General features: G+C 69.5%; 20 protein-coding genes. 8 read left to right on the forward strand and 12 right to left on the reverse strand.

Annotation, left to right across the window (positions count from 1 at the left end):
* The first annotated feature begins 41 nt into the window (after positions 1 to 41).
* Both ACX80P_RS14760 and ACX80P_RS14765 read left to right on the forward strand, forming a co-directional pair.
* Entirely contained in the window at positions 42 to 719 is a 678-nt protein-coding gene (locus ACX80P_RS14760) for an amino acid ABC transporter permease (protein WP_459278862.1), read from the forward strand.
* Positions 716 to 1,585, forward strand: coding sequence for an amino acid ABC transporter permease (locus ACX80P_RS14765; protein WP_459278863.1), 870 nt, complete (start codon positions 716 to 718; stop codon positions 1,583 to 1,585). The genes ACX80P_RS14760 and ACX80P_RS14765 overlap by 4 nt, the downstream gene beginning before the upstream one ends.
* An 80-nt stretch (positions 1,586 to 1,665) precedes the next feature.
* On the opposite strand, the gene dapE is transcribed toward ACX80P_RS14765, so the two are convergent.
* Complete coding sequence (gene dapE, locus ACX80P_RS14770) at positions 1,666 to 2,757, reverse strand: succinyl-diaminopimelate desuccinylase (RefSeq protein WP_459278864.1); 1,092 nt, start codon at positions 2,755 to 2,757, stop codon at positions 1,666 to 1,668.
* 33 nt (positions 2,758 to 2,790) lie between these two features.
* On the opposite strand from dapE, the gene dapD reads away from it, so the two are divergent.
* Together dapD and ACX80P_RS14780 are read left to right on the forward strand one after the other, a co-directional pair.
* A complete protein-coding gene (gene dapD, locus ACX80P_RS14775; RefSeq protein WP_459278865.1) occupies positions 2,791 to 3,768 on the forward strand; it encodes a 2,3,4,5-tetrahydropyridine-2,6-dicarboxylate N-succinyltransferase in 978 nt (325 codons plus the stop codon).
* A 3-nt stretch (positions 3,769 to 3,771) separates the two neighbouring features.
* Positions 3,772 to 4,650 (forward strand): hypothetical protein, encoded by an 879-nt coding sequence (locus tag ACX80P_RS14780; RefSeq protein WP_459278866.1) that lies wholly within the window; start codon positions 3,772 to 3,774, stop codon positions 4,648 to 4,650.
* A 33-nt stretch (positions 4,651 to 4,683) separates the two neighbouring features.
* Here the strand turns inward: ACX80P_RS14780 and ACX80P_RS14785 are convergent, their stop codons facing one another.
* Positions 4,684 to 5,298: a hypothetical protein gene (locus ACX80P_RS14785; RefSeq protein WP_459278867.1), complete on the reverse strand. Its 615-nt coding sequence runs from the start codon at positions 5,296 to 5,298 to the stop codon at positions 4,684 to 4,686.
* 119 nt (positions 5,299 to 5,417) lie between these two features.
* Between ACX80P_RS14785 and galE the strand changes: the two genes are divergently transcribed.
* The gene (gene galE / locus ACX80P_RS14790) at positions 5,418 to 6,437 is read left to right on the forward strand and encodes a UDP-glucose 4-epimerase GalE (RefSeq protein WP_459278868.1); all 1,020 of its coding nucleotides are present in this window, start codon (positions 5,418 to 5,420) and stop codon (positions 6,435 to 6,437) included.
* A 73-nt stretch (positions 6,438 to 6,510) separates the two neighbouring features.
* On the opposite strand, the gene ACX80P_RS14795 is transcribed toward galE, so the two are convergent.
* From ACX80P_RS14795 to fdxA, 3 genes are all read right to left on the reverse strand, one after another.
* Positions 6,511 to 7,791 (reverse strand): citrate synthase, encoded by a 1,281-nt coding sequence (locus tag ACX80P_RS14795; RefSeq protein ID WP_459278869.1) that lies wholly within the window; start codon positions 7,789 to 7,791, stop codon positions 6,511 to 6,513.
* Between the two features lie 167 nt (positions 7,792 to 7,958).
* On the reverse strand, positions 7,959 to 9,107 hold the full coding sequence (gene dapC, locus ACX80P_RS14800) for a succinyldiaminopimelate transaminase (RefSeq protein ID WP_459278870.1): 1,149 nt from the start codon (positions 9,105 to 9,107) through the stop codon (positions 7,959 to 7,961).
* Complete coding sequence (gene fdxA / locus ACX80P_RS14805; protein ID WP_459278871.1) at positions 9,108 to 9,434, reverse strand: ferredoxin; 327 nt, start codon at positions 9,432 to 9,434, stop codon at positions 9,108 to 9,110.
* Between the two features lie 146 nt (positions 9,435 to 9,580).
* Here fdxA and ACX80P_RS14810 point away from each other — a divergent pair, with 146 nt between their 5' ends.
* Both ACX80P_RS14810 and ACX80P_RS14815 read left to right on the forward strand, forming a co-directional pair.
* Positions 9,581 to 9,829, forward strand: a complete 249-nt coding sequence (locus ACX80P_RS14810) for a putative acetyltransferase (protein WP_459278872.1) — start codon at positions 9,581 to 9,583, stop codon at positions 9,827 to 9,829.
* Positions 9,830 to 9,874: 45 nt separating this feature from the next.
* Complete coding sequence (locus ACX80P_RS14815; protein WP_459278873.1) at positions 9,875 to 10,369, forward strand: ArsR/SmtB family transcription factor; 495 nt, start codon at positions 9,875 to 9,877, stop codon at positions 10,367 to 10,369.
* A 15-nt stretch (positions 10,370 to 10,384) separates the two neighbouring features.
* On the opposite strand, the gene ACX80P_RS14820 is transcribed toward ACX80P_RS14815, so the two are convergent.
* From ACX80P_RS14820 to ACX80P_RS14850, 7 genes are all read right to left on the reverse strand, one after another.
* Positions 10,385 to 10,846: a hypothetical protein gene (locus tag ACX80P_RS14820; RefSeq protein WP_459278874.1), complete on the reverse strand. Its 462-nt coding sequence runs from the start codon at positions 10,844 to 10,846 to the stop codon at positions 10,385 to 10,387.
* Between the two features lie 21 nt (positions 10,847 to 10,867).
* Positions 10,868 to 12,784 (reverse strand): translational GTPase TypA, encoded by a 1,917-nt coding sequence (typA, locus tag ACX80P_RS14825; RefSeq protein ID WP_459278875.1) that lies wholly within the window; start codon positions 12,782 to 12,784, stop codon positions 10,868 to 10,870.
* Between the two features lie 229 nt (positions 12,785 to 13,013).
* Positions 13,014 to 14,747, reverse strand: a complete 1,734-nt coding sequence (locus tag ACX80P_RS14830) for an ABC transporter ATP-binding protein (protein WP_459278876.1) — start codon at positions 14,745 to 14,747, stop codon at positions 13,014 to 13,016.
* The gene (locus tag ACX80P_RS14835; RefSeq protein ID WP_459278877.1) at positions 14,744 to 15,757 is read right to left on the reverse strand and encodes an ABC transporter permease; all 1,014 of its coding nucleotides are present in this window, start codon (positions 15,755 to 15,757) and stop codon (positions 14,744 to 14,746) included. The genes ACX80P_RS14830 and ACX80P_RS14835 overlap by 4 nt, the downstream gene beginning before the upstream one ends.
* Complete coding sequence (locus ACX80P_RS14840) at positions 15,750 to 16,676, reverse strand: ABC transporter permease (RefSeq protein WP_459278878.1); 927 nt, start codon at positions 16,674 to 16,676, stop codon at positions 15,750 to 15,752. The genes ACX80P_RS14835 and ACX80P_RS14840 overlap by 8 nt, the downstream gene beginning before the upstream one ends.
* A 135-nt stretch (positions 16,677 to 16,811) precedes the next feature.
* On the reverse strand, positions 16,812 to 18,449 hold the full coding sequence (locus ACX80P_RS14845) for a peptide ABC transporter substrate-binding protein (protein WP_459278879.1): 1,638 nt from the start codon (positions 18,447 to 18,449) through the stop codon (positions 16,812 to 16,814).
* Positions 18,450 to 18,791: 342 nt separating this feature from the next.
* Positions 18,792 to 20,630, reverse strand: coding sequence for an ABC transporter ATP-binding protein (locus ACX80P_RS14850; RefSeq protein WP_459278880.1), 1,839 nt, complete (start codon positions 20,628 to 20,630; stop codon positions 18,792 to 18,794).
* Between the two features lie 89 nt (positions 20,631 to 20,719).
* On the opposite strand from ACX80P_RS14850, the gene ACX80P_RS14855 reads away from it, so the two are divergent.
* The gene (locus ACX80P_RS14855) at positions 20,720 to 21,343 is read left to right on the forward strand and encodes a PH domain-containing protein (RefSeq protein WP_459278881.1); all 624 of its coding nucleotides are present in this window, start codon (positions 20,720 to 20,722) and stop codon (positions 21,341 to 21,343) included.

The raw sequence follows: 21,343 nt of genomic DNA on the forward strand, positions 1-21,343 counted from the left end.
CCCCGCCAATGCCGTGTTCCCCACCAGGAAAGAGGTGAACCGTGGAGAACTACCTGTCGCTGTTCGAGACCTACGACGTGCCCGCCGCGTTCTGGGTCAACATCCAACTGTCGTTCTGGGCCGCCATCTGGGCGCTCATCATCGGCACGGTGCTGGCCCTGTTCCGCATCTCCCCCATCGCGAGCCTGCAGTGGTTCGGCGCCGCGTACGTGAACATCTTCCGCAACACGCCGCTGACCATCATCCTGGCCTTCGGTTTCCTCGGGTTGTTCTCCGTCATGCAGATCAGCCTGGCGTCCGACCTCAACGACAGCCTGTTCCGGATCGCGATCGTGGGCCTGTCCGTGTACCACGCGGCCTTCGTGTGCGAGGCCATCCGCAGTGGCGTCAACACCGTCCCTCTCGGCCAGGCGGAGGCCGCACGGGCGATCGGGCTGAGCTTCCTGCCGGCGGCACGCCTCATCATCCTCCCCCAGGCCTTCCGCGGCGCCATCGCGCCCCTGGGGAACGTGCTGATCGCCCTCATCAAGAACTCGACGGTCGCCGCGGCGGGCTCGGTCGCCACCGAGGCGTCGGGCCTCATGAAGACCATGATCGAGTTCCGCTCCGACCTCGTGATCCCGATCTTCCTCACCTTCGCCCTCGGCTTCGTGATCCTGGTGATCCCCATCGGACTGCTGACCACCTGGGCCTCACGGAAACTGGCGGTGGCACGATGAGCGCGCAGCAGGTCCTCTTCGACGCGCCCGGTCCCCGCGCACGCCGGAACATCCTCATCGGCAACATCGTCGGCGTGCTGATCGTCCTCGGGATCCTCGCCTGGGTCGTCGCGGCCCTGGCCGAGAAGGGGCAGCTCGCCGGGAGCATGTGGACGCCCTTCCTCGAAGGGAGGACGTGGCAGTACTTCATCCTCCCCGGGCTCGCCAACACGCTGAAGGCGGCGGCGATCGCCATCGTCACCTCGGTGGTGTTCGGCCTGATCTTCGGCGTCGGCCGGCTCTCGCACCTCGCGCCGGTCCGGTGGGTCGCAGGGGTCGTCGTCGAATTCCTGCGCGCCGTCCCCGTCCTGCTGATGATGATCTTCTTCTGGCTGGCGCTCGGCAGCTCCGGGGCGGTCCAGCCCGAGGACGCCCCGCTCATCGCGGTGGTCATCGCCCTCACCCTCTACAACGGCTCCGTGATCGCGGAGCTCGTCCGGTCCGGTGTCCAGGGCCTGCCCCGGGGGCAGCGCGAGGCGGGCATGGCGATCGGCATGACGCCGAACCAGTCGCTGCGCAGCATCGAGATCCCCCAGGCCCTGATCGCCATGCTGCCCGCACTGATCAGCCAGTTCGTGGTCATCCTCAAGGACTCGGCGCTGGGCTTCATCATCACCTACCCCGAACTGCTGCAGTACATGCGCCGGCTCGGGGTCGGCGAGGGCAACGTGATCCCGTCGCTGCTGGTCGCCGCCGCGATCTTCATCATCATCAACTTCGCGCTGTCATCCCTGGCGACGCGGCTGTCCGTCCTCCTGAGCTTCAGGACCAAGGGCCGCCGGCCTGCCGCGGAGGAGGCCATCGCGATGGACGCGGCCTCCACCTGAGCCGTTCCCGCGACAGCAACGACGAAGGACCCGGCGCATGCCGGGTCCTTCGTCGTCCGGGGGCGCCACGGCGCCGCCGGTCAGGACAGCCAGGTCGTCAGGGCGGCCAGGCACGCGCGGATCGCGTCGGCGTGCACGTGCTCGTCGTCCGTATGCGCGAGGAGCGCGTCGCCGGGACCGAAGTTCACCGCCGGCACGCCGAGGGCGCTGAACCGCGCGACGTCGGTCCAGCCGTACTTCGGTTTCGGCTCCGCACCGACGGCCGCGACGAACGCGGCCGCGGCGGGGTGCTGCAGGCCGGGCCGCGCGCCGGCGGCCGCGTCGGTCCGCTCGACGTCGAAACCGTCGAGGAGTGCCCGCACGTACTCCTCCGCCTGCTCCGGCGACTTGTCCGGGGCGAAGCGGTAGTTCACCTCGATCACGGCGCTGTCAGGGATGACGTTGCCGGCGGTGCCCCCCGTGATCATCACCGCGTTCAGGCTCTCCCGGTAGTCCAGCCCGTCCACGTGGACGGTCGCCGGCACATGGTCCCGCAGACGGACGAGGATGTCGGCGGCACCGTGGATCGCGTTCACGCCCCGCCATGCCCGCGCCGAGTGCGCCGCCTTCCCGGTGACCCGGACGTCGAAGCGCGCCGTACCGTTGCAGCCGCCCTCCACGGTGCCGTCCGTCGGTTCCAGGAGCACCGCGAAGTCCGCCGCCAGCCATTCGGGGTAGGACTCCGCCACCCGGCCGAGCCCGCTGAGGGATGCCTCGACCTCCTCCTGGTCGTAGAAGATGAAGGTGATGTCGCGCGTGGGTTCCGTCAGGGCCGCCGCGAGCGCGAGCTGGACGGCGACACCTCCCTTCATGTCGGTGGCGCCCCGCCCGTACAGGACGTCGCCGTCCCACACGGACGGGACAGTCCCCCGCGACCCGGGGGCGGTCGGGAGGGGCACGGTGTCAATGTGCCCGGCGAGGATGACGCGCTCGGGGCGCCCGAGCCGGGTCCTCGCCATGACGCAGTCGCCGTCGCGCACCACCTCCAGGTGGTCCAGGTGGCGCAGGGCCTCCTCGACGGCGTCCGCGATGAGCGCCTCGTTGCCGGAGACGCTCCCGATGTCCAGGAGTCGCGCTGTCAGGTGGGCTACGTCGGAGCGCGGATCGAGCGCCGGAACGGGAGAGGGCATCATGCGGCAACACTATCGCTCGGTAGACTTGTCCCCATGACTGCTCCTGCGCCCAGTTCACCCATGTCCGCTCCCCGGCGGCCGGCCGGCGGCCTCGGCCTCGCGACCGTCGCATCCGACGGAACCGTCCTGGACACCTGGTACCCGGCCCCCTGGGTCGGCGCACCTGCGCAGGACGACGCCGCGGCGGCCCACCTGCGGGACACCCTGGACGCCCTCGCGGCGGCGGGCGTGGACAACGCCCGGCACGTCACGCAGCGCGTCGTCGACCTCACCGTGGACCTCGACGACGCCCCCGCGGGGACCGAGGACGCCTATCTGAGGCTCCACCTCCTCTCCCACCGGCTCGTCCAGCCGAACACCCTCTCCCTCGACGGCGTCTTCGGGCTGCTGGCGAACGTCGTGTGGACCAACTACGGGCCGGTCCCCGTGGAGGGCTTCGAGACGGTCCGTGCCGCGCTGCGTGCCCGCGGCCCCGTGGCCGTGTACGGCGTCGACAAGTTCCCCCGCATGGTCGACTACGTGGTCCCGACCGGCGTGCGGATCGCCGACGCCGACCGCGTCCGCCTCGGCGCCCACCTGGCCGACGGCACCACCGTGATGCACGAGGGGTTCGTGAACTTCAACGCCGGGACGCTCGGCCACTCCATGGTCGAGGGGCGCATCTCGGCGGGGGTCGTCGTCGGGGACGGGTCGGACATCGGCGGAGGGGCCTCGATCATGGGGACGCTCTCGGGTGGCGGGACGCAACGCATCACCATCGGCGAGCGCTGCCTCCTGGGTGCCGAGTCCGGTGTCGGCATCTCCCTCGGGGACGACTGCGTCGTCGAGGCCGGGCTCTACCTCACGGCCGGCACCAAGGTGACCCTGCAGGACGGAACCCTCGTCAAGGCCACGACCCTCTCCGGCGAGCCGGGCATCCTGTTCCTGCGCAACTCCGCCACGGGAGCCGTCGAGGCCCGTCCCCGCAGCGGCCAGGGCATCGCGCTCAATCCCGCCCTGCACGCCAACTAGCGCATGTCCCCGCGGCCCCCTTCCGTTGCCGTCCGGCGCCGGCGGCGGCAGCTCCGCACCGGCGGGATGCTCGCCGCGCTCGCCGCCGTCGTCATCGGGGGTACCGCTGTCGCCGTCGACCAGCTGGGCGACAGCGAGGTCCTGGTCCGGGAGCGGTGCAGCGCGACCGTGGGAGCGGACACCTTCGAGCTCTCCCCCGAGCAGACCGGCAACGCCGCGCTCATCGCGGCGGTCGCCGTGAACCGGGGACTGCCCGCCCGCGCGGCATCGATCGCCATCGCCACGGCGGTCCAGGAGTCCCGCCTCGAGAACATCGACTACGGCGACGACGCCGGCCCCGACTCCCGGGGCCTGTTCCAGCAGCGCCCCTCGCAGGGCTGGGGCACCGAGGAGCAGATCATGTCGCCCCTCTACGCCGCGGGCGCCTTCTACGACGCGCTGGTCAGGATCCCCGGGTACGAGGCACTGCCGATCACCGAGGCCGCCCAGACGGTCCAGCGCTCCGCCTACCCGACCGCGTACGCCGACCACGAGCCGGAGGGCCGCGCCTTCGCCTCCGCACTGACCGGCCACTCGCCCGCGGCCCTGGAGTGCACCCTCCGCGAACCTTCGGCCGACGGCGACCCGTTCGCCGTCTCGACGGCCGCGGAGGAGGTCTTCGGCCCGCTCGGCGGGACCGTGGACGGGACCCGCCTCACGCTGGACGTCGCGGACACCACGGGCTGGGCGGTCGCGCAGTGGGCGGTGGCCAACGCGTCGGCCCTCCAGATCACCGCGGTCGCGTTCTCCGGCCTCGAATGGGTGCGGGAGGACGGCGGCTGGTCGTCGACGACGACGGAGACCGGGACGGTGACCGTCACCGTCGCGGGGGCGACACCCTGATACCCGGCGCGCGGGCGCGGGCGCGGGCGCGGGTCAGACGAGCATCCTGACGACGGGCTCCACGTAGCTGCGGAAGGAACGCTCGTCGTCGAACAGTTCCTGGCACATTAGGAGCTTGTCCGGCTCCACCCACCACGCGCGCCGGACGCCGAGGGGCAGCTCGACGACCTCGAGCGTGAAGCGGCGGGCCGACCGCCCCAGCTCGAGCTCACGCTCTTGGATGATCCGGGAGAGCAGGTAGTCCATGCTGTCCGCGCCCCTGGACCCCGCGTGGAGGGCGTATTCGGCGCACCGCTCCTGCGCCCATTCCATCGCGGTCCCGAAGTGGGCCTGCAGGAGGACCTTCAGCGCCGGCATGCCGTCCAGCGCCTCGAAGTGCGGAGGGAGCGGCAGGACCGCGTCCTGGACACGGTGCGCGAGCAGGCTGTGCCACCAGGCCTCCCACTCGACCCGCAGGGCCGCCCGCCCTCCGACCTGCTCCGTCAGGCGCCGCGTCGCGGCCTTCCGCACCGTCGGAATCAGCGGTGGCAGGGCGGGTCGACCGGTACGCGCCAGCCCGGCGCAGTCCCTGAGGTACAGCGCCACGAGCAGCACTTCCGAGGTGTCCACGGTGAAATACCCGCTGTAGCCTGATGCGGCGTGCGACATGGGCCTCCTTCGGACCGGTCGGGCTCGTTCCTACAGTAATCCCCGGACGCCGGGGGCTCCAGAGGCGGATCGGGCAGCGGGGACACCGCACTCCTCCACGATGCACCTACGATGGGAGCGTGAAAATACTCGTTACCGGTGGCAGCGGCTACATCGGCTCGCACACCGTCCTGACCCTGCTCGACCACGGCCACGACGTCGTCGTCGTCGACAACCTGATGAACTCCACGGAGACCTCGCTCGAACGCGTCGCGACCCTTGCCGGCCGCAGGCCGACCTTCCATCGGGCCGACCTCCTCGACGAGCCCCGGCTGCGCGCCATCTTCGCCGAGGAGAAGGTCGACGCCGTCATCCACTTCGCCGGACTGAAGGCCGTGGGCGAGTCCGTCGAGAAGCCGCTGTACTACTACCACAACAACGTGGGCGGCACCCTGACCCTCCTGCGGGTCATGGACGACGCCGACGTGCGCACCCTCGTGTTCAGCTCCTCCGCCACCGTCTACGGCGCCTCCGAGGAGGTGCCCCTGACGGAGAAGCTCCCGCTCGACGCCGTGAACCCCTACGGGCGCACCAAGGAGCAGATCGAGGACATCCTGACCGATCTCGGCGCGGCGGATCCCCGCTGGAACATCGCCCTGCTGCGCTACTTCAACCCGGTGGGCGCGCATTCCTCGGGCACCATCGGGGAGGACCCCACGGGCGTCCCCAACAACCTCCTGCCCTTCGTCGCACAGGTCGCGGTGGGCCGCCGGGAGAAGGTCCTGGTGTTCGGCAACGACTACCCCACGCCGGACGGCACCGGGGTGCGCGACTACATCCACGTGGTGGACCTGGCCGAGGGCCACCTCGCCGCCCTCGACTACCTCGTCGCCCACGGCGGGGTGCACACCTGGAACCTCGGCACGGGGAACGGCTCCTCGGTCCTCGAGGTCCTCGCCGCGTTCTCCGCCGCGGTCGGCCGCGAGGTCCCCTACGAGTTCGCGCCCCGCCGGCCCGGCGATGCGGCGGTCAGCTACGCCGACCCGTCGTCGGCCCTCGCCGACCTGGGCTGGTCGGCAACCCGGACCCTCGCCGAGATGTGCGAGGACCACTGGCGCTGGCAGAAGCACAACCCGCAGGGCTACGCCCAGGACAGCTGACAGCTCCCTGTCCGGCCCCGGCAACGACGGCGGCCGCCCACCTGGGGTGGGCGGCCGCCGTCGTGCTGCGGGATCAGTTGGCCGGGTAGTGGCGCTCGCCCTCGCCCGTGTACAGCTGGCGCGGGCGGCCGATCTTCGTCTGCGGGTCCTGCATCATCTCGCGCCACTGGGCGATCCAGCCCGGCAGGCGGCCGATGGCGAAGAGGACGGTGAACATCTTCTCGGGGAAGCCCATGGCCTTGTAGATCAGGCCCGTGTAGAAGTCCACGTTCGGGTACAGCTTCCGCTCGATGAAGTAGTCGTCGGCGAGGGCCTTCTCCTCGAGGCGCATGGCGATGTCGAGCAGTTCGTCGTTGCCGCCGAGCTTGCCGAGGATGTCGTGGGCCGTGGCCTTGACGATCTTCGCGCGCGGGTCGTAGTTCTTGTAGACGCGGTGCCCGAAGCCCATGAGCTTCACGCCGTCTTCCTTCTTCTTGACCTTCTCCATGAAGTCCTCGGGCTGCATGCCCGTGGCCTTGATGTCACGGAGCATGTTCAGGACGGCCTCGTTGGCGCCGCCGTGCAGGGGGCCGAAGAGCGCGTTGATCCCCGCGGAGACGGAGGCGAACATGTTCGCGTTGGAACTGCCCACGAGGCGGACCGTCGACGTCGAGCAGTTCTGCTCGTGGTCGGCGTGCAGGATGAGCAGGAGGTCCAGTGCCTTGACCATCATGGGGTCGAGGTCGTACGGCTCGGCGGGCAGGCCGAAGGAGAGCCGCAGGAAGTTCTCCACGAGGTTCATGGAGTTGTCCGGGTAGAGCATCGGCTGGCCGATGGACTTCTTGTGCGCGTAGGCCGCGATGACGGGCAGCTTCGCCATGAGGCGGAACGTGGAGAGCTCCACCTGCTCGTCGTCGAACGGGTCGAGCGAGTCCTGGTAGAACGTGGACAGTGCCGAGACGGCCGAGGAGAGCACCGGCATCGGGTGGGCGTCCCGCGGGAAGCCGCCGAAGAAGCCCTTGAGCTCCTCGTGGAGGAGCGTGTGCCGGCGGATCCGGCCGTCGAACGCGGTCAGCTCCTCCGGCGTCGGCAGGTTCCCGTAGATCAGCAGGTAGGAGACCTCGAGGAAGGTGGAGTTCTTCGCGAGCTCCTCGATCGGGTACCCGCGGTAGCGCAGGATCCCCGCGTCGCCGTCGATGTAGGTGATCGCCGAGGTGGTGGCCGCGGTGTTCATGAAGCCGGGGTCGAACGTGACCTGGCCGGTCTGCTTCAGCAGTTTCGACACGTCGTAGCCGTTGTTGCCCTCCACCGCGGGCACCAGCGGCAGGGTGAGTTCGCCGCCGCCGTAGTGCAGGGAGGCATTCTGCTCGGTCATTGATTCTCCTTCAGGGGCTGGAGCGCGGTCATCGCCACGGATCATCGTTTCCCACGCGGGCAGGGATCACCCCGGGATCAGCATATTCAGGCCAAACGCTACCGTCAGCGCCCCCCGATCACTAATCCTGCTGCCCGCCGGTGGTCGAGGGCACGCAGGGTGGAGGGTCAGCGCGGCGCGGCGGCCAGGCGCGCCGCCGCGGCCCGGATCCGCTCGTCGCTGCCCGTGAGGGCCATGCGGATGAAACCCTCCCCAGCGGTGCCGTAGAACGTCCCGGGACCCGCGAGGATCCCGAGTCCGGCGAGCCGGTGGATCGTGTCCCAGGTCGGCATCCCGTTCGACGCCCAGAGGTACAGGCCGGCGGCCGACCCGCTGATGGTGAAGCCCGCAGCCTCGAGCGCCGGGACGAGCAGGGCACGACGACGACGGTACAGGTCCTTCTGTGCGGCCACGTGGGCGTCGTCCCCGAGGGCCACCCGCATGGCCTCCTGCACGGGGTAGGGGACGATCATGCCGGCGTGCTTGCGGGAGTTGACGAGGTTCGCGATGATCCCCGGATCGCCGGCCGTGAAGGCGGCCCGGTAGCCGGCGAGGTTGGACTGCTTGCTCAGCGAGTAGACGGCCAGCAGGTTCTCGTGGGACCCGCCGCATACCCGGGGGTCGAGGATGCTGGGCACGGGCTCGCCGCCCTCCGCCGGGTCCCACCGGCCCCAGCCCAGTTCGCCGTAGCATTCATCGGATGCCACGACCGCGCCGAGCGAGCGGGCGTCGTCGACGATCGTCCGCAGTCCCCCGACGTCGAGCACCTCGCCCGTGGGGTTGCCGGGCGAGTTGATCCACACCAGGCGGACGCGGGCCCGCACGTCCGCGGGCAGGTCGGCGAGGGAGTCGGCGGCGACCGCCGTGGCACCGGCGAGGAGGGCGCCGACGTCGTAGGTGGGGTAGGCGACGGACGGGCGGACGACGACGTCGCCCTCGCCCAGCCCCAGCAGCAGGGGAAGCCACGCGACGAGCTCCTTGGAGCCGACGGTCGGCAGGATGTCCGCGGGATCCAGCCCGGGGACACCCCTGCGCCGCGCGAACCACGCGCTGACCGCCTCACGGAGCGCCGGCGTACCGTGGGTGGTCGGGTAGCCGTGCGCGTCCGCGGCTGCGGCCAGCGCGGCCCGGATGAGGTCCGGCGTCGGATCGACCGGCGTGCCGATGGACAGGTCCACCAGGCCGTCGGGGTGGCGCGACGCCGTCTCCCGGTAGGGCACCAGCGCGTCCCACGGGTAGTCGGGCAGGTGCAGGCCGAACGGCTCCCCGGCCACCACTTACGCGGGCTGGTTCTGGGGCGGCAGGGCCGCGATGAGGGGGTGGTCGAAGCCGGTGTTGCCGACCTTCGCCGCGCCGCCCGGCGAGCCGAGGTCGTCGAAGAACTCGACGTTGGCCTTGTAGTAGTCGGCCCACTGCTCGGGGGTGTCGTCCTCGTAGTAGATCGCCTCGACGGGGCACACGGGCTCGCACGCGCCGCAGTCCACGCACTCGTCGGGGTGGATGTAGAGCGACCGCTCCCCCTCGTAGATGCAGTCGACAGGGCATTCCTCGATGCAGGCCTTGTCCTTGACATCCACGCATGGCTGCGCGATTACGTAGGTCACTTCCCACGCCTTTCCTGGTGAACGGGGTCGGGCTGACGCACCCGTGGTGCGGACTCCAGCTTAACGCAACGGCCCGCCCCGCCAGGACCAGTCCGTCCGGGGCCCCGCCATCCCCGCGCTGCGCCCCGAGGGCCTACCCTTGAGGCGTGCCGACACCCGCCGCCCTGCTCGCATCGCTCCCCCTCGGGACCAGGGTCGTCGTCCGGCACCGGATCGAGTCCGGGTACACGGATGCGCTCGGCGACCTCGTCGCGGTCGACGCGAGCACATGCACGGTGCGCACGCGCAGGGGCGACGACGTCGTGCTCTTCGCGGACATCACCGCGGCACGCACGGTACCGCCGCCGCCCCCGCGCCGGGCGCCGCGCCGGACACTGCCCCTCCGGCCTCAGTGATTGGGACCTGTCAATCCGACGGGCGATCTCCCGTACAATCGGCGCATGGACTCTGACGAGGATCTCCAGGCGCGCGGCCGGGCGCTCAGCTCCCCCGTCCGGCTCCGCATCCTGCGGTTGTGCCTGCACCAGGGCAGGACCAACAAGGAGATCGCGGAGGCCCTGGACCTCAATCCGGCGACGACGCTCCACCACGTCCGCACCCTGCTCTCCACGGGGTACCTCGCGGCCGAGGACGCCCGGACGGGGAACCGCGGGGCCAGGGAGATCCCCTATCGTGCCACCGGGATGTCGTGGAACAGCCGCGTCCCGAACTCCGCGCCCGTGCTCGTCGAGACGTTCCTGCAGGAGATCGAGGGCCTGGAGCCGTCCGAGATCGACGTCTGGCGTCTTGGCCTCCGACTCAACGACGAGCACCGGGCCGAGATGATGGGGCGCATCCGCGCGGTCTTCGAGGACTACGCCCATCGCGGCCCGGATGAGGGCGGCACGGCGACGTCCATCATGCTGGCCCACCACCTGGACCGCACGGCCGACTGAGGCCCGGCCCCGCCCTCAGGGCCGGGGCCGCAGCACGACGACGCCCCGCACCACCGCGGCGAGCGTCACGACGAGCACGCCGAAGAGCCAGAGATTCCCCGCGATGGCGGTGCCCGGGGCGGCCGTCGACGACCCCGTGACGATGAGCGTCTTGCCGGACCTCGAGAGCATCGCCACGACCCCGTACGCGACGGCACCCGCCACCGCCGTCATCAGGACGTTCCGCGCCCAGAGCCCGCTCAGCAGGAACAGGCTGCCGGCCAGGAGCAGGGCGGCCAGCGCGCCGACGGGGAGCGCGATCCCGCCCACGAAGAGCAGGTGCGCGTGCAGGGCCGTGCCGAACACCCCGGCCGCCACGCCTGCCGCCACCGCCCCGAGGACGGCCAGCGGACGCCGGGGGCCGGCGGGAGGAGACGCCGGATACGACGGACGCCGGCCCTTCCCGGCAGGGGAGGGACCGGCGTCGTCGTAGGCCATGGTGCAGACGTGCCGCGGGAACTAGGCCCGCGCGCGCGAACGCGAGGCGCGCATGCGCTCGTTGGCGTCGAGGATGACCTTGCGGATGCGGATGGTCTCCGGGGTGACCTCCACGCATTCGTCCTCGCGGGCGAACTCGAGGGACTCCTCGAGGGTGAGGTTGCGCGGCGGGGTCAGGTTCTCGAAGGTGTCCGAGGACGCGGCACGCATGTTGGTGAGCTTCTTCTCCTTCGTGATGTTCACGTCCATGTCGTCGGCGCGGGAATTCTCGCCGACGATCATGCCCTCGTACACCTCGGAGGTGGGCTGCACGAAGAACGAGCCGCGCTCCTGCAGGTTGATCATCGCGAACGGCGTGACGACGCCGGAGCGGTCGGCGATCATCGAGCCGTTGGTGCGGTACTCGATGTCGCCGCACCAGGGCTCGTAGCCCTCGGAGATCGACGCAGCGATGCCGGCACCGCGGGTGTCCGTGAGGAACCGGGTGCGGAAGCCGATGAGGCCGCGCGCAGGGACGATGAACTCCATGCGGACCCAGCCGGTGCCGTGGTTGGCCATGTTGGTCATCCGGCCCTTGCGGGCGGCCATGAGCTGGGTGACGCCGCCGAGGTACTCCTCGGGGACGTCGATGGTCATGTGCTCCATCGGCTCGTGGATCTTGCCGTCGATGGTCCTGGTGACCACCTGCGGCTTGCCGACGGTGAGCTCGAAGCCTTCGCGGCGCATCTGCTCCACGAGGATGGCGAGCGCGAGCTCGCCACGGCCCTGGACCTCCCAGGCGTCGGGGCGGGCCGTGGGCAGGACACGGAGCGAGACGTTGCCGATGAGCTCCTTGTCGAGGCGGTCCTTGACCTGGCGTGCCGTGACCTTGGCGCCCTTGACCTTGCCGGCGAGCGGCGAGGTGTTGATACCGATGGTCACGGAGATCGCGGGGTCGTCGACGGTGATCAGCGGCAGCGGCTGCGGGTTGTCGACGTCCGTCAGGGTCTCACCGATGGTGATGCCCTCGATGCCGGCGACGGCGACGATCTCGCCGGGTCCCGCGGAATCGGTGGGGACGCGGTCGAGTGCCTTGGTGGCGAGCAGCTCGGTGATCTTGACGTTCTTGAGTTCACCGTTCTGGCGCGCCCAGGCGACGGTCTGGCCCTTGCGCAGCGTGCCGTTGAAGATGCGCAGCAGCGCGAGGCGGCCGAGGAACGGTGAGGCGTCGAGGTTGGTGACGTGCGCCTGCAGGACGCCGTCGGGGTTGTACCGGGGTGCCGGGATGTGGTCGATGATCGTCTGGAACAGCGGCTCCAGGTTGTCGTTGGCCGGTGCGGAGCCGTTGGCCGGCTGCTCGATCGACGCGGCGCCGACGCGGGCCGCGGCGTAGACGACGGGCACGTTGAGGATCAGGTCGAGGTCGAGGTCGGGGACCTCGTCGGCGAGGTCCGAGGCGAGGCCGAGGAGGAGGTCCATCGACTCGCTGACGACCTCCTCGATGCGGGAGTCGGGGCGGTCGGTCTTGTTGACCAGCAGGATGACGGGGAGCTTGGCCGCGAGGGCCTTGCGGAGGACGAAGCGGGTCTGGGGCAGGGGGCCCTCGGAGGCGTCGACGAGGAGCACCACGCCGTCGACCATGGAGAGGCCGCGCTCCACCTCGCCGCCGAAGTCCGCGTGGCCGGGGGTGTCGATGACGTTGATGGTGATGGTCTCGCCCTTGGCGGCCGGACCGTCGTAGAACACCGTGGTGTTCTTGGCGAGGATGGTGATGCCCTTCTCGCGCTCCAGGTCACCCGAGTCCATGACGCGGTCGGCCACGTCGCCGTGGGCCGCGAACGAATTGGTCTGCTTCAGCATGGCATCGACCAGGGTGGTTTTTCCGTGGTCAACGTGAGCCACGATGGCTACGTTGCGGAGGTCGCTGCGAACAGCGGTGTTGCCTGTGGTTTCAGACATGCGTTATTACTCAATTCGGTATCTACTGCGGGGAAAATGACGGCGGCTGCACTGCACGCCCTCTTACCAGTCTAGGGGACACGGCAAAAACAGACCTAATGCACTCTGTCAATGGGCGCCCGAATCCGCTGTGGGCGCACAAGCGGGGCCGTCGACGGGACGACGACGGCGGCCCTCCGGATGGAGAGCCGCCGTCGCCGGTGCTGCTGGTGACGCGGGTGCTTCGCGCCTACGCGACTTCGGGAGGCAGGACGAGCCCTGCCCCTGGGATCGCTGCGAGGAGCGCCTGCGTGTAGGCCGTCTGCGGGTTGTCGAACACCTCGTCGGTGGTGCCCTGCTCCACGAGCCTGCCCTTCTCCATCACGGCCACGTGGTCGGCGATCTGGCGGACCACCGCGAGGTCGTGCGTGATGAACAGGTAGCTCAGGCCGAGGTTCGCCTGCAGGTCGGCGAGGAGGTTCAGGATCTGGGCCTGCACCAGCACGTCGAGCGCCGAGACGGCCTCGTCGCAGATGACCACCTCGGGGTCCAGGGCGAGGGCCCGGGCGATGGCCACGCGCTGCCGCTGGCCGCCGGAGAGCTCGTTCGGGAAGCGCTGCATCATCGAGGACGGCAGGGCCACCTGGTCGAGCAGCTCGCGGACCTTCTTCTCGCGGCTCGCGGCATTGCCGATCCCGTGGACCCGGAGCGGCTCCTCGATGGTGCGGTAGATGTTGTACATCGGATCGAGTGAACCGTACGGGTCCTGGAAGATCGGCTGCACGCGGCGACGGAAGTCGAACATCTCCTTCCGACCCAGCGTGGTGATGTCCACGCCGTCGAACCGGATGCTGCCCGACGTGGCGCCCTCGAGCCCGAGCACCATCCTGGCGACGGTGGACTTGCCCGAACCGGACTCCCCCACGACGGCGGTGGTGGTGCCGCGGGCGATCGAGAAGGAGACCTTGTCCACGGCGGTGAAGTCGGTGGACTTCCCCCAGCTGCCGCGGATCTTGAAGACCTTCGTCAGGTCCTCGACCTCGATCACCTTGTCCAGGGCCGCGCCCTTCACGGACGCCGCGGCCGGAGTGAGGAGGTCGTCCGTCTGCACGCCCGCCTTCTTCGCCGACTCGATGCGCCGCGACGCGATGGACGGCGCCGAGGCGACGAGCTTCTGCGTGTAGGGGTGGCGCGGGTTCGTCAGCAGCTCGAGGGCCGGTCCGGCCTCGACGACCTGCCCCTTGTACATCACGATCACCTTGTGCGCACGCTCGGCGGCGAGGCCGAGATCGTGGGTGATCAGTAGCACGGCGGTGCCGAGCTCCTCCGTCATGGTGTCGAGGTGGTCCAGGATCTGCCGCTGGACGGTCACGTCCAGGGCCGACGTCGGCTCATCGGCGATGAGCAGGCGCGGACGGCAGGACAGCCCGATGGCGATCAGGGCCCGCTGGCGCATGCCGCCGGAGAACTCGTGCGGGTACTGGTTGGCGCGCGACGCGGCGTCGGGCAGGCCCGCCTCGGCGAGCACCTTCGCGACGTCCTGCGGACCGCTGGGCAGGCCGTTGGCCTTCAGCGTCTCCCCCACCTGGAACCCGATCTTCCAGACCGGGTTCAGGTTCGACATGGGGTCCTGGGGCACCATGCCGATCGAGGAGCCGCGGAGTTCCACGATGCGCTTCTCCGAGGCGTGCGTGATGTCCTCGCCGTCGAAGATGATGCTGCCGTTCGACACCCGGCCGTTGGCGGGCAGGAGGCCGATCGCGGCGAGCGCCGTCGTCGACTTGCCGGACCCGGACTCCCCGACGATCGCGACGGTCTCGCCGGGCATCACGGTCAGGTGGGCGTTGCGCACCGCCGGGACGTCCCCGTTCGACGTCGAGAAGGTGATGGCGAGGTCCCGGAGTTCGAGCAGCGGCTGCGGGGTGCCTCCGCCGGTCGACGCGGCACGGCGGCCGCGTGTCTGGGTTCCTGTGCTGTGGCTCATCGTTTGCGTGCCTTCGGATCGAGAGCGTCACGCAGGGCATCGCCCAGCATGATGAAGCTCAGAACGGTGATCGACAGGGCGAGGCCCGGCCAGAAGATGGCCATGGGGTTGCTGCGGAGCGACGGCTTCGCCGAGAAGATGTCATTGCCCCAGGACATGACGTCCGGCGGGAGCCCGATGCCGAGGAAGGACAGCGTCGACTCCGCCACGATGAACGTGCCGAGCGAGATCGTCGCGATCACGATGACCGGCGCGAGCGCGTTCGGGATGACGTGCTTGACGAGCGCTCCCAGCGGCGAGACGCCCAGCGACCGGGCTGCGGTGACGAAGTCCGCGTTGCGCACCTCGATCACCGCCGCGCGCGTGATACGGGCGATCTGCGGCCAGCCGAACGCCACGAGGATGACGACGAGCGTCCAGACGTTCCGGTTCTGCTGGAACACGGGCAGCTGCACGACGACGATGGCGCCGAGGATCAGCGGGAGGGCGAAGAAGATGTCACCCACGCGGGCGAGGATGGCGTCGACCCAGCCGCCGAAGAAACCGGCCAGGGCGCCGATGAGGCCACCGATCAGGACGACGCCGAGCGTGGCGAACAGGCCGACGGTCAGCGAGGACCGGGTGCCGTGCACCACGCGGGAGAGGATGTCGCAGCCCTGCACGGTGAAGCCGAGCGGGTGGCCGGGGGCCGGCCCGCCGTCCGAGTTCTCGAGCAGGCAGTTCTCGTTGGGCGGCTCGCTCGTGAAGATGCCCGGGAACAGCGCCACGAAGATGACCGCGAGGATCAGGAGGGCGCTGATGATGAACAGCGGCTGCTTCCGCAGGCTGCGCCACGCCTCGCCCCACAGGCTGCGGGGAGCGGCGTCGGAGACCGTGCTGTCCGTGGCCCGGACCGGCGTCTCGTCGACATCGGCGACGAAGTGCTCGATCGGGTGGGCCGACGTCTTGGTGCGGACGACGGGCGCCACGGTCGTCGCGTCGGTGGGAGCGGAAGATGTTGGTTCAGGCATATCGAATCCTTGGGTCCAGCCACGCGTACAGGAGATCCACCAGCAGGTTCGCGAGGCAGAAGATGAGGATCAGGAACGTGACGATCGAGACGACCATCGGTCCGTCACCGTTCAGCACGGCGCGGTAGAGGGTGTTGCCGACGCCGTTGACGTTGAAGATGCCCTCGGTCACGATCGCGCCGCCCATCAGGGCGCCGAGGTCGGCACCGAGGAAGGTCACGACGGGGATCAGGGAGTTGCGGAGGACGTGCACGACGACGACGCGGCGGCGGCTGAGTCCCTTGGCGGTCGCGGTGCGTACGTAGTCGGCGTTGACGTTCTCGATGATGCTCGTCCGGGTCAGGCGCAGCACGTACGCGAAGGACACGAGCCCGAGGACCACGGCCGGGAGCAGGAGCTCGGTGAACGTGGCGTCACCGCTCACGGTCGGGTTGGTCCACTGCAGCTTGACCCCGATCAGGAACTGCATCAGGAAGCCGAGCACGAAGATGGGCACGGCGATGACGATCAGGGACAGCACCAGGACCGACGAGTCGAAGATCCGGCCCTTGCGGAGGCCTGCGATGAGGCCGAACACGATGCCGAAGACGGCCTCGATGACCAGGGCCATGATGGCGAGCTTGGCGGTGGTAGGGAACACCTCGGCGATGATCGTCGCGATCGGGCGACCGGAGAAGTTCGTGCCGAGGTCGAAGGTCAGTACGCCCTTGAGGTAGAGCAGGTACTGGATCCAGAAGGGCTGGTCCAGGTTGTACTGCTCGCGGAGGCCCGCGACGACGGCGGGCGTGCAGCCGCGCTCACCGCAGATGGCGGCGGTGGCGTCGCCCGGGAGGCTGAAGACGAGGAAGTACACCAGCAGGGTCGCACCGAGGAAGACGGGGATCAGCTGCAGGAAGCGTCGGACGATGTACCAGATCATCGGTGCGCACCTCCCGGTGCGGCGTGCATCCGGACGGGATGCGGGTGGGGGTTGCTCATGAGGTGGGAAACCTTTTCGTTGGAGCACGGAAAAGGGGCCCGCCCTTTGACGGGCGGGCCCCGGGACCGCTACGGGTTACTTGCCGGTGATGGCGTAGTAGAGCGGGACGCCGTTCCAGCCGAATTCGACGTTGTCCACGTTGTTGCTCCAGCCGCCCTGGGCGACCTGGTACCACAGCGGGATGGCCGGGAGGTCCTCCAGGAGGTGTTCCTGGGCCTCGTTCATGGCCTCGTTGCCCTCCTCGACGGAGTCGGCTGCGAGTCCGTCCTTCAGCTGCTGGTCGAACTCGGGGTTGCTGTAGCGGGCATCGTTGGATCCGGCGCCGGTGGCGTAGATGGGTCCGAGGAAGTTGTACAGCGACGGGTAGTCGGCCTGCCAGCCGGCGCGGAGGGCACCCGTGAGGGTCTCCTCCGTCGCCTCGGTGCGGGCTTCCTTGAAGGTCGCGTAGGGCTTGCCCGCGACCTCGATGCCGAGGTTGTTCTTGATGTTGTTCACCACGGCCTCGACCCAGGTCTTGTGGTCGCCCTTGTCGGCGTTGTAGCCGATGGTCAGGGGCTGCGACTCGTCGTAGGGCGAGATCTTCTCGGCGTCGGCCCAGAGCTTCTTGGCCTCCTCCGGGTTGTACTCGAGGTTCTCGCTGCCCGGGAGGTCCTCGCTGAAGCCCTCGAGGACGGGAGCGGTGAAGTCCTTCGCCGGTTCGCGGCCACCGTTGAAGATGACCTCGGTGATCTCGTCACGGTTGATCGCCATCGACAGCGCCTGGCGGCGCAGCTTGCCCGCCTCACCCTCCCAGTTCGGGAGGTAGTACGGCACGGCGATGGTCTGGTTGCCCGCGTACGGCGACTCGATGGACCGCTCGCCGAGATCGTTCTTGAAGTTCTTGATGTCGCTCGTCGGGATGGTCTTGAGGACGTCCAGGTTGTCCGAGATGAGGTCCTGGTAGGCCGTCGTGTCGTTCTGGTAGATCTTGAAGGTCACGCCGCCGTTCTGGGCGGCCTGGGGGCCCTCGTACTCGTCGTTGGGAACGAGTTCGATCTGCTGGTTGTGCTGCCAGGCACCCTCGGACGCGAACTTGTACGGCCCGTTGCCGATCGGGTTCTCACCGAACGTGGTGGGATCCTCCAGCGCGGCGGCGGGCAGCGGGAAGAACGCGCTGTAGCCGAGGCGCAGCGGCCAGTCGGATTCCGGCTGGGACAGCTTGACGGTGAACGTCCGGTCGTCGACGACCGTCAGGCCGCTCATGGTCTCCACGGTGGAGCCCTCCGCGCTGGCCTCGGCGTAGCCTTCGATGCTCTCGAAGAAGTAGCTCGAGAGCTGGGCGTTCTTCGCGGCTGCACCGTAGTTCCAGGCGTCGACGAAGGAGCTCGCGGTGACGGGATCACCGTTGGTGAAGGTCTTGCCTTCCTTGAGCGTGATCGTGTAGTTCTGGGCGTCCTCGGTCTCGATGGACTCCGCCATCTCGTTCTGGGCCTTGCCGTCGGCGTCGTAGCTGACGAGGCCCGCGAAGACGAGGTCGAGGATCGCTCCGCCGCCCACCTCGTTGGTGCTGGTGGGGATCAGCGGGTTCTGGGGCTCGGAACCGTCCACCACGATCACGGCTTCGGTGTTGCCGCCCTCGGCGCCGGATTCGGTGTCTCCGCCGCCGCATGCGCTGAGCGAGAGCGCCGCGAGGGCCGCGACGCTGAGCATCTTGGAAGTGCGCGTGAAACGCATTCCGCCTCCTATTGATTGGGTCTTACCGGCCCTGATGTGGCCGATCCAGTGGCCTCGCAGAGAGCGAGAGCCAACTCACAACGAGAAATCATATGCCCGTTCCGTTGCTTCCCTGAACATCAGGAGGGGTCGAACGTCCAGCGTCCTCCCAGCTTCGCCATCCCTCCGTACTGTTCGTGCAGACCGGAGTGCACTCGGGCCGCGCGTCACGGTTCCATAACGCACCGCGAAGAGAGCGCCTGCGTGCTGTACCGGCCGCCGGGTCGCCCGTCGGCGGAAGGATCCTCCTGCACATGGAGAAGCCCGCCCTGCGGGGGCAGGGCGGGCTTCGATCGGGCGGGGTCAGTCGGTGGCTGCGAGCAGCTTGGCGCGGAGCTCGCGGCGTTCGCGCTGCTTCTCGGGATCCGGCAGCGGGACCGCCGCCAGGAGCCGCTGCGTGTACGGGTCCTGGGGGTTGCGGAGGATCTGGTCCCGGGGCCCCTGCTCCACGATCCGGCCGCGCTGCATCACGCAGATGTAGTCGGCGAGGACGTCGACGACCGCGAGGTCGTGGGTGACGAAGAGACAGGCGAAGCCGAGTTCGCGCTGCAGGTTCTGGAACAGTTCCAGCACCCTGGCCTGGACGGAGACGTCGAGGGCCGACGTCGGCTCGTCCGCCACCATCAGCTTCGGCTTGAGGGACAGCGCCCGGGCGATCCCCACCCGCTGCTTCTGCCCGCCCGAGAGCTCGTGCGGGTACCTGTTGCGGTAGGAGCGTGGAAGCTCCACCTGGTCGAGGAGCGCCTCGATGCGTTTCTGCAGTTCACCGCCCTTCGCCTCCCCCGCGAGGTACATGGGCTCGCCGATGCTCTCACCGATGGGCAGGCGGGGATTCAGCGACGACGACGGGTCCTGGAACACCATGCCCACATGGCGGCGGACCTTGATGAGCTCCTTCGACGTGGGGCGGAACCCTGAGATGTCCGTTCCCACGACCTTCAGAGATCCGTCGGCGACGGGCAGCAGCCCGACGGCGGCCCGGCCGATCGTCGTCTTCCCCGAACCCGACTCCCCCACGAGGCCGATGACCTGCCCCGGGTACACCGTCAGGTTCGCGCCCTCGACGGCGCGGAACGCCGGCACGCGGCCCTGCTTGGGGTACTCGATGGCGACGTCGACGAGCTCGAGGACGGGCGCCGCCCCGGGTGCCCCGTGCTCGGCCGCCTGCTCGACGTCGGCGAGCTGGGCGAGCACTTCCTGGGCGCGCCGCTCGAGTTCGTCGTGGTCCACGGTCTGCAGCTCCGTGTGGGTCGCAGCCGCGAGCGCCGCGGTGATGTCGACGTCGTCGTTGCCGTCGCCCTGCCCGAGGTGGGGCACGGCGGCGAGGAGCGCTCTGGTGTACTCGTGCTGCGGGTGGTTGAAGATCTGCTCCGCCGTGCCCGTCTCGACGATGCGGCCCTTGCGCATCACGGCGATGCGGTCGGCGAGGTCCGCGACCACGCCCATGTCGTGCGTGATGAGGACGATCGCACTGTTGAGCTTGTTCCGCAGATTGCGCATGAGGTCGAGGATCTCGGCCTGGACCGTCACGTCGAGGGCCGTGGTGGGCTCGTCGGCGATGAGGAGCTTGGGGTCGCAGGACAGGGACTGGGCGATCATGGCGCGCTGGCGCTGGCCGCCGGAGAGCTGGTGCGGGTAGGACCGGAACGCCTTGTCCGGGTCCGGCAGTTCGACCAGCTGCAGGAGGCGCAACGCACGCTGCTTCGCCTCGTCGGGCGAGATCTCGTTGTGCAGGCGGAGGGTCTCGACGATCTGGAACCCGACGGTGTAGACGGGGTTGAGCGCCGTCATGGGTTCCTGGAAGATCACCGCGACGTCGTTGCCGCGGATCTGGCGCAGCTTGGCCGGGGACATCGTGAGGACGGACGTGCCGTTGAGCAGCACCTCGCCGGTGACGCGGCTGTTCGAGGGCAGCAGCCCGAGCAGCGACATCGAGCTGGCGCTCTTGCCGGAGCCGGACTCCCCCACGATGGCGAGCACCTCCCCGGCCCTCACCTCGTAGTTGAGGTCGATGGCCGCGGGGACCCACTTCTTGTCGACCCCGAAGTCGACACTGAGGTTCCGGACCTCGAGCACGGGACCCCGGGAGGCCGGCAGGTCCGTTCCGGAGTCTCCGGTGCCGCCGATGACCTGGGTACTCATGAGGGGTCCTCCTTCGTGAGGGAGGCGCCGCGGGATCGCGGCCCCTCCTGGTGTGCCGTGTGCGGCTGCCGTGCTGGGATCATGGAGCCATGGAGAGCTCGAGGGTGGCAACGGCCACCGTGTTCAGGCCGCGGACCAGTCCCTGGTTCACGGGCATCGCCGTGCTGGTCGCGCTCGGCGGCCTGGCGTCCGTCGTCGCCTCGCAGGGGACGGCCGGCCTGCTCGCCGGGTGGCCGCTGGTCGGCGTCGCCTATGCGGGCTGGTGGCTGTTCTGGTACCCCGTGGTGGTGTTCGCCGACGACGCCGTCACGCTGCGCAACCCCCTGGCGACCATCCACGTGCCCTGGTCCGCGCTGATCGACGTCGACACGAAGTACGCCCTGAAGCTCATCACGCCGTCCGGTGCGTACACCGCCTGGGCGGCACCCGCTCCCGGCGTCTGGGGAACCCACTCGGGCAAGCCCGAGCATGTCACGAACCTGCCGTCGACGAGCTACGGTCCGGGCGGCTCGATCCGACCCGGCGACCTGAAGAACACCGACTCCGGCTACGCCGCCTACGAGGTGCGGAGGCGCTGGCAGGCACTCGTCGAGGACGGCGGGATCGACGTCGACCACCCGGGCAGCGTCCGCCGCCACCTGAACTGGCCCTGCATCGCGGGCGCGGTCCTGCTGGTGGCTGCAGGCGCCGTCTCGCTGGACCTGGTCTCCTAG

The organism is Arthrobacter arabinosi (genome assembly GCF_054511115.1).

What these genes read in the sequence shown, in the direction of transcription:
- ACX80P_RS14765 (WP_459278863.1), top strand. Translation starts at nt 716, where the DNA reads ATGAGCGCGCAGCAGGTCCTCTTCGACGCGCCCGGTCCCCGCGCACGC.
- dapE (WP_459278864.1), bottom strand. Translation starts at nt 2,757, where the DNA reads ATGATGCCCTCTCCCGTTCCGGCGCTCGATCCGCGCTCCGACGTAGCC.
- ACX80P_RS14780 (WP_459278866.1), top strand. Translation starts at nt 3,772, where the DNA reads ATGTCCCCGCGGCCCCCTTCCGTTGCCGTCCGGCGCCGGCGGCGGCAG.
- ACX80P_RS14840 (WP_459278878.1), bottom strand. Translation starts at nt 16,676, where the DNA reads ATGATCTGGTACATCGTCCGACGCTTCCTGCAGCTGATCCCCGTCTTC.
- ACX80P_RS14795 (WP_459278869.1), bottom strand. Translation starts at nt 7,791, where the DNA reads ATGACCGAGCAGAATGCCTCCCTGCACTACGGCGGCGGCGAACTCACC.
- dapD (WP_459278865.1), top strand. Translation starts at nt 2,791, where the DNA reads ATGACTGCTCCTGCGCCCAGTTCACCCATGTCCGCTCCCCGGCGGCCG.
- ACX80P_RS14815 (WP_459278873.1), top strand. Translation starts at nt 9,875, where the DNA reads ATGGACTCTGACGAGGATCTCCAGGCGCGCGGCCGGGCGCTCAGCTCC.
- ACX80P_RS14785 (WP_459278867.1), bottom strand. Translation starts at nt 5,298, where the DNA reads ATGTCGCACGCCGCATCAGGCTACAGCGGGTATTTCACCGTGGACACC.
- ACX80P_RS14830 (WP_459278876.1), bottom strand. Translation starts at nt 14,747, where the DNA reads ATGAGCCACAGCACAGGAACCCAGACACGCGGCCGCCGTGCCGCGTCG.
- typA (WP_459278875.1), bottom strand. Translation starts at nt 12,784, where the DNA reads ATGTCTGAAACCACAGGCAACACCGCTGTTCGCAGCGACCTCCGCAAC.
- ACX80P_RS14820 (WP_459278874.1), bottom strand. Translation starts at nt 10,846, where the DNA reads ATGGCCTACGACGACGCCGGTCCCTCCCCTGCCGGGAAGGGCCGGCGT.
- ACX80P_RS14845 (WP_459278879.1), bottom strand. Translation starts at nt 18,449, where the DNA reads ATGCGTTTCACGCGCACTTCCAAGATGCTCAGCGTCGCGGCCCTCGCG.
- ACX80P_RS14855 (WP_459278881.1), top strand. Translation starts at nt 20,720, where the DNA reads ATGGAGAGCTCGAGGGTGGCAACGGCCACCGTGTTCAGGCCGCGGACC.
- ACX80P_RS14835 (WP_459278877.1), bottom strand. Translation starts at nt 15,757, where the DNA reads ATGCCTGAACCAACATCTTCCGCTCCCACCGACGCGACGACCGTGGCG.
- ACX80P_RS14850 (WP_459278880.1), bottom strand. Translation starts at nt 20,630, where the DNA reads ATGAGTACCCAGGTCATCGGCGGCACCGGAGACTCCGGAACGGACCTG.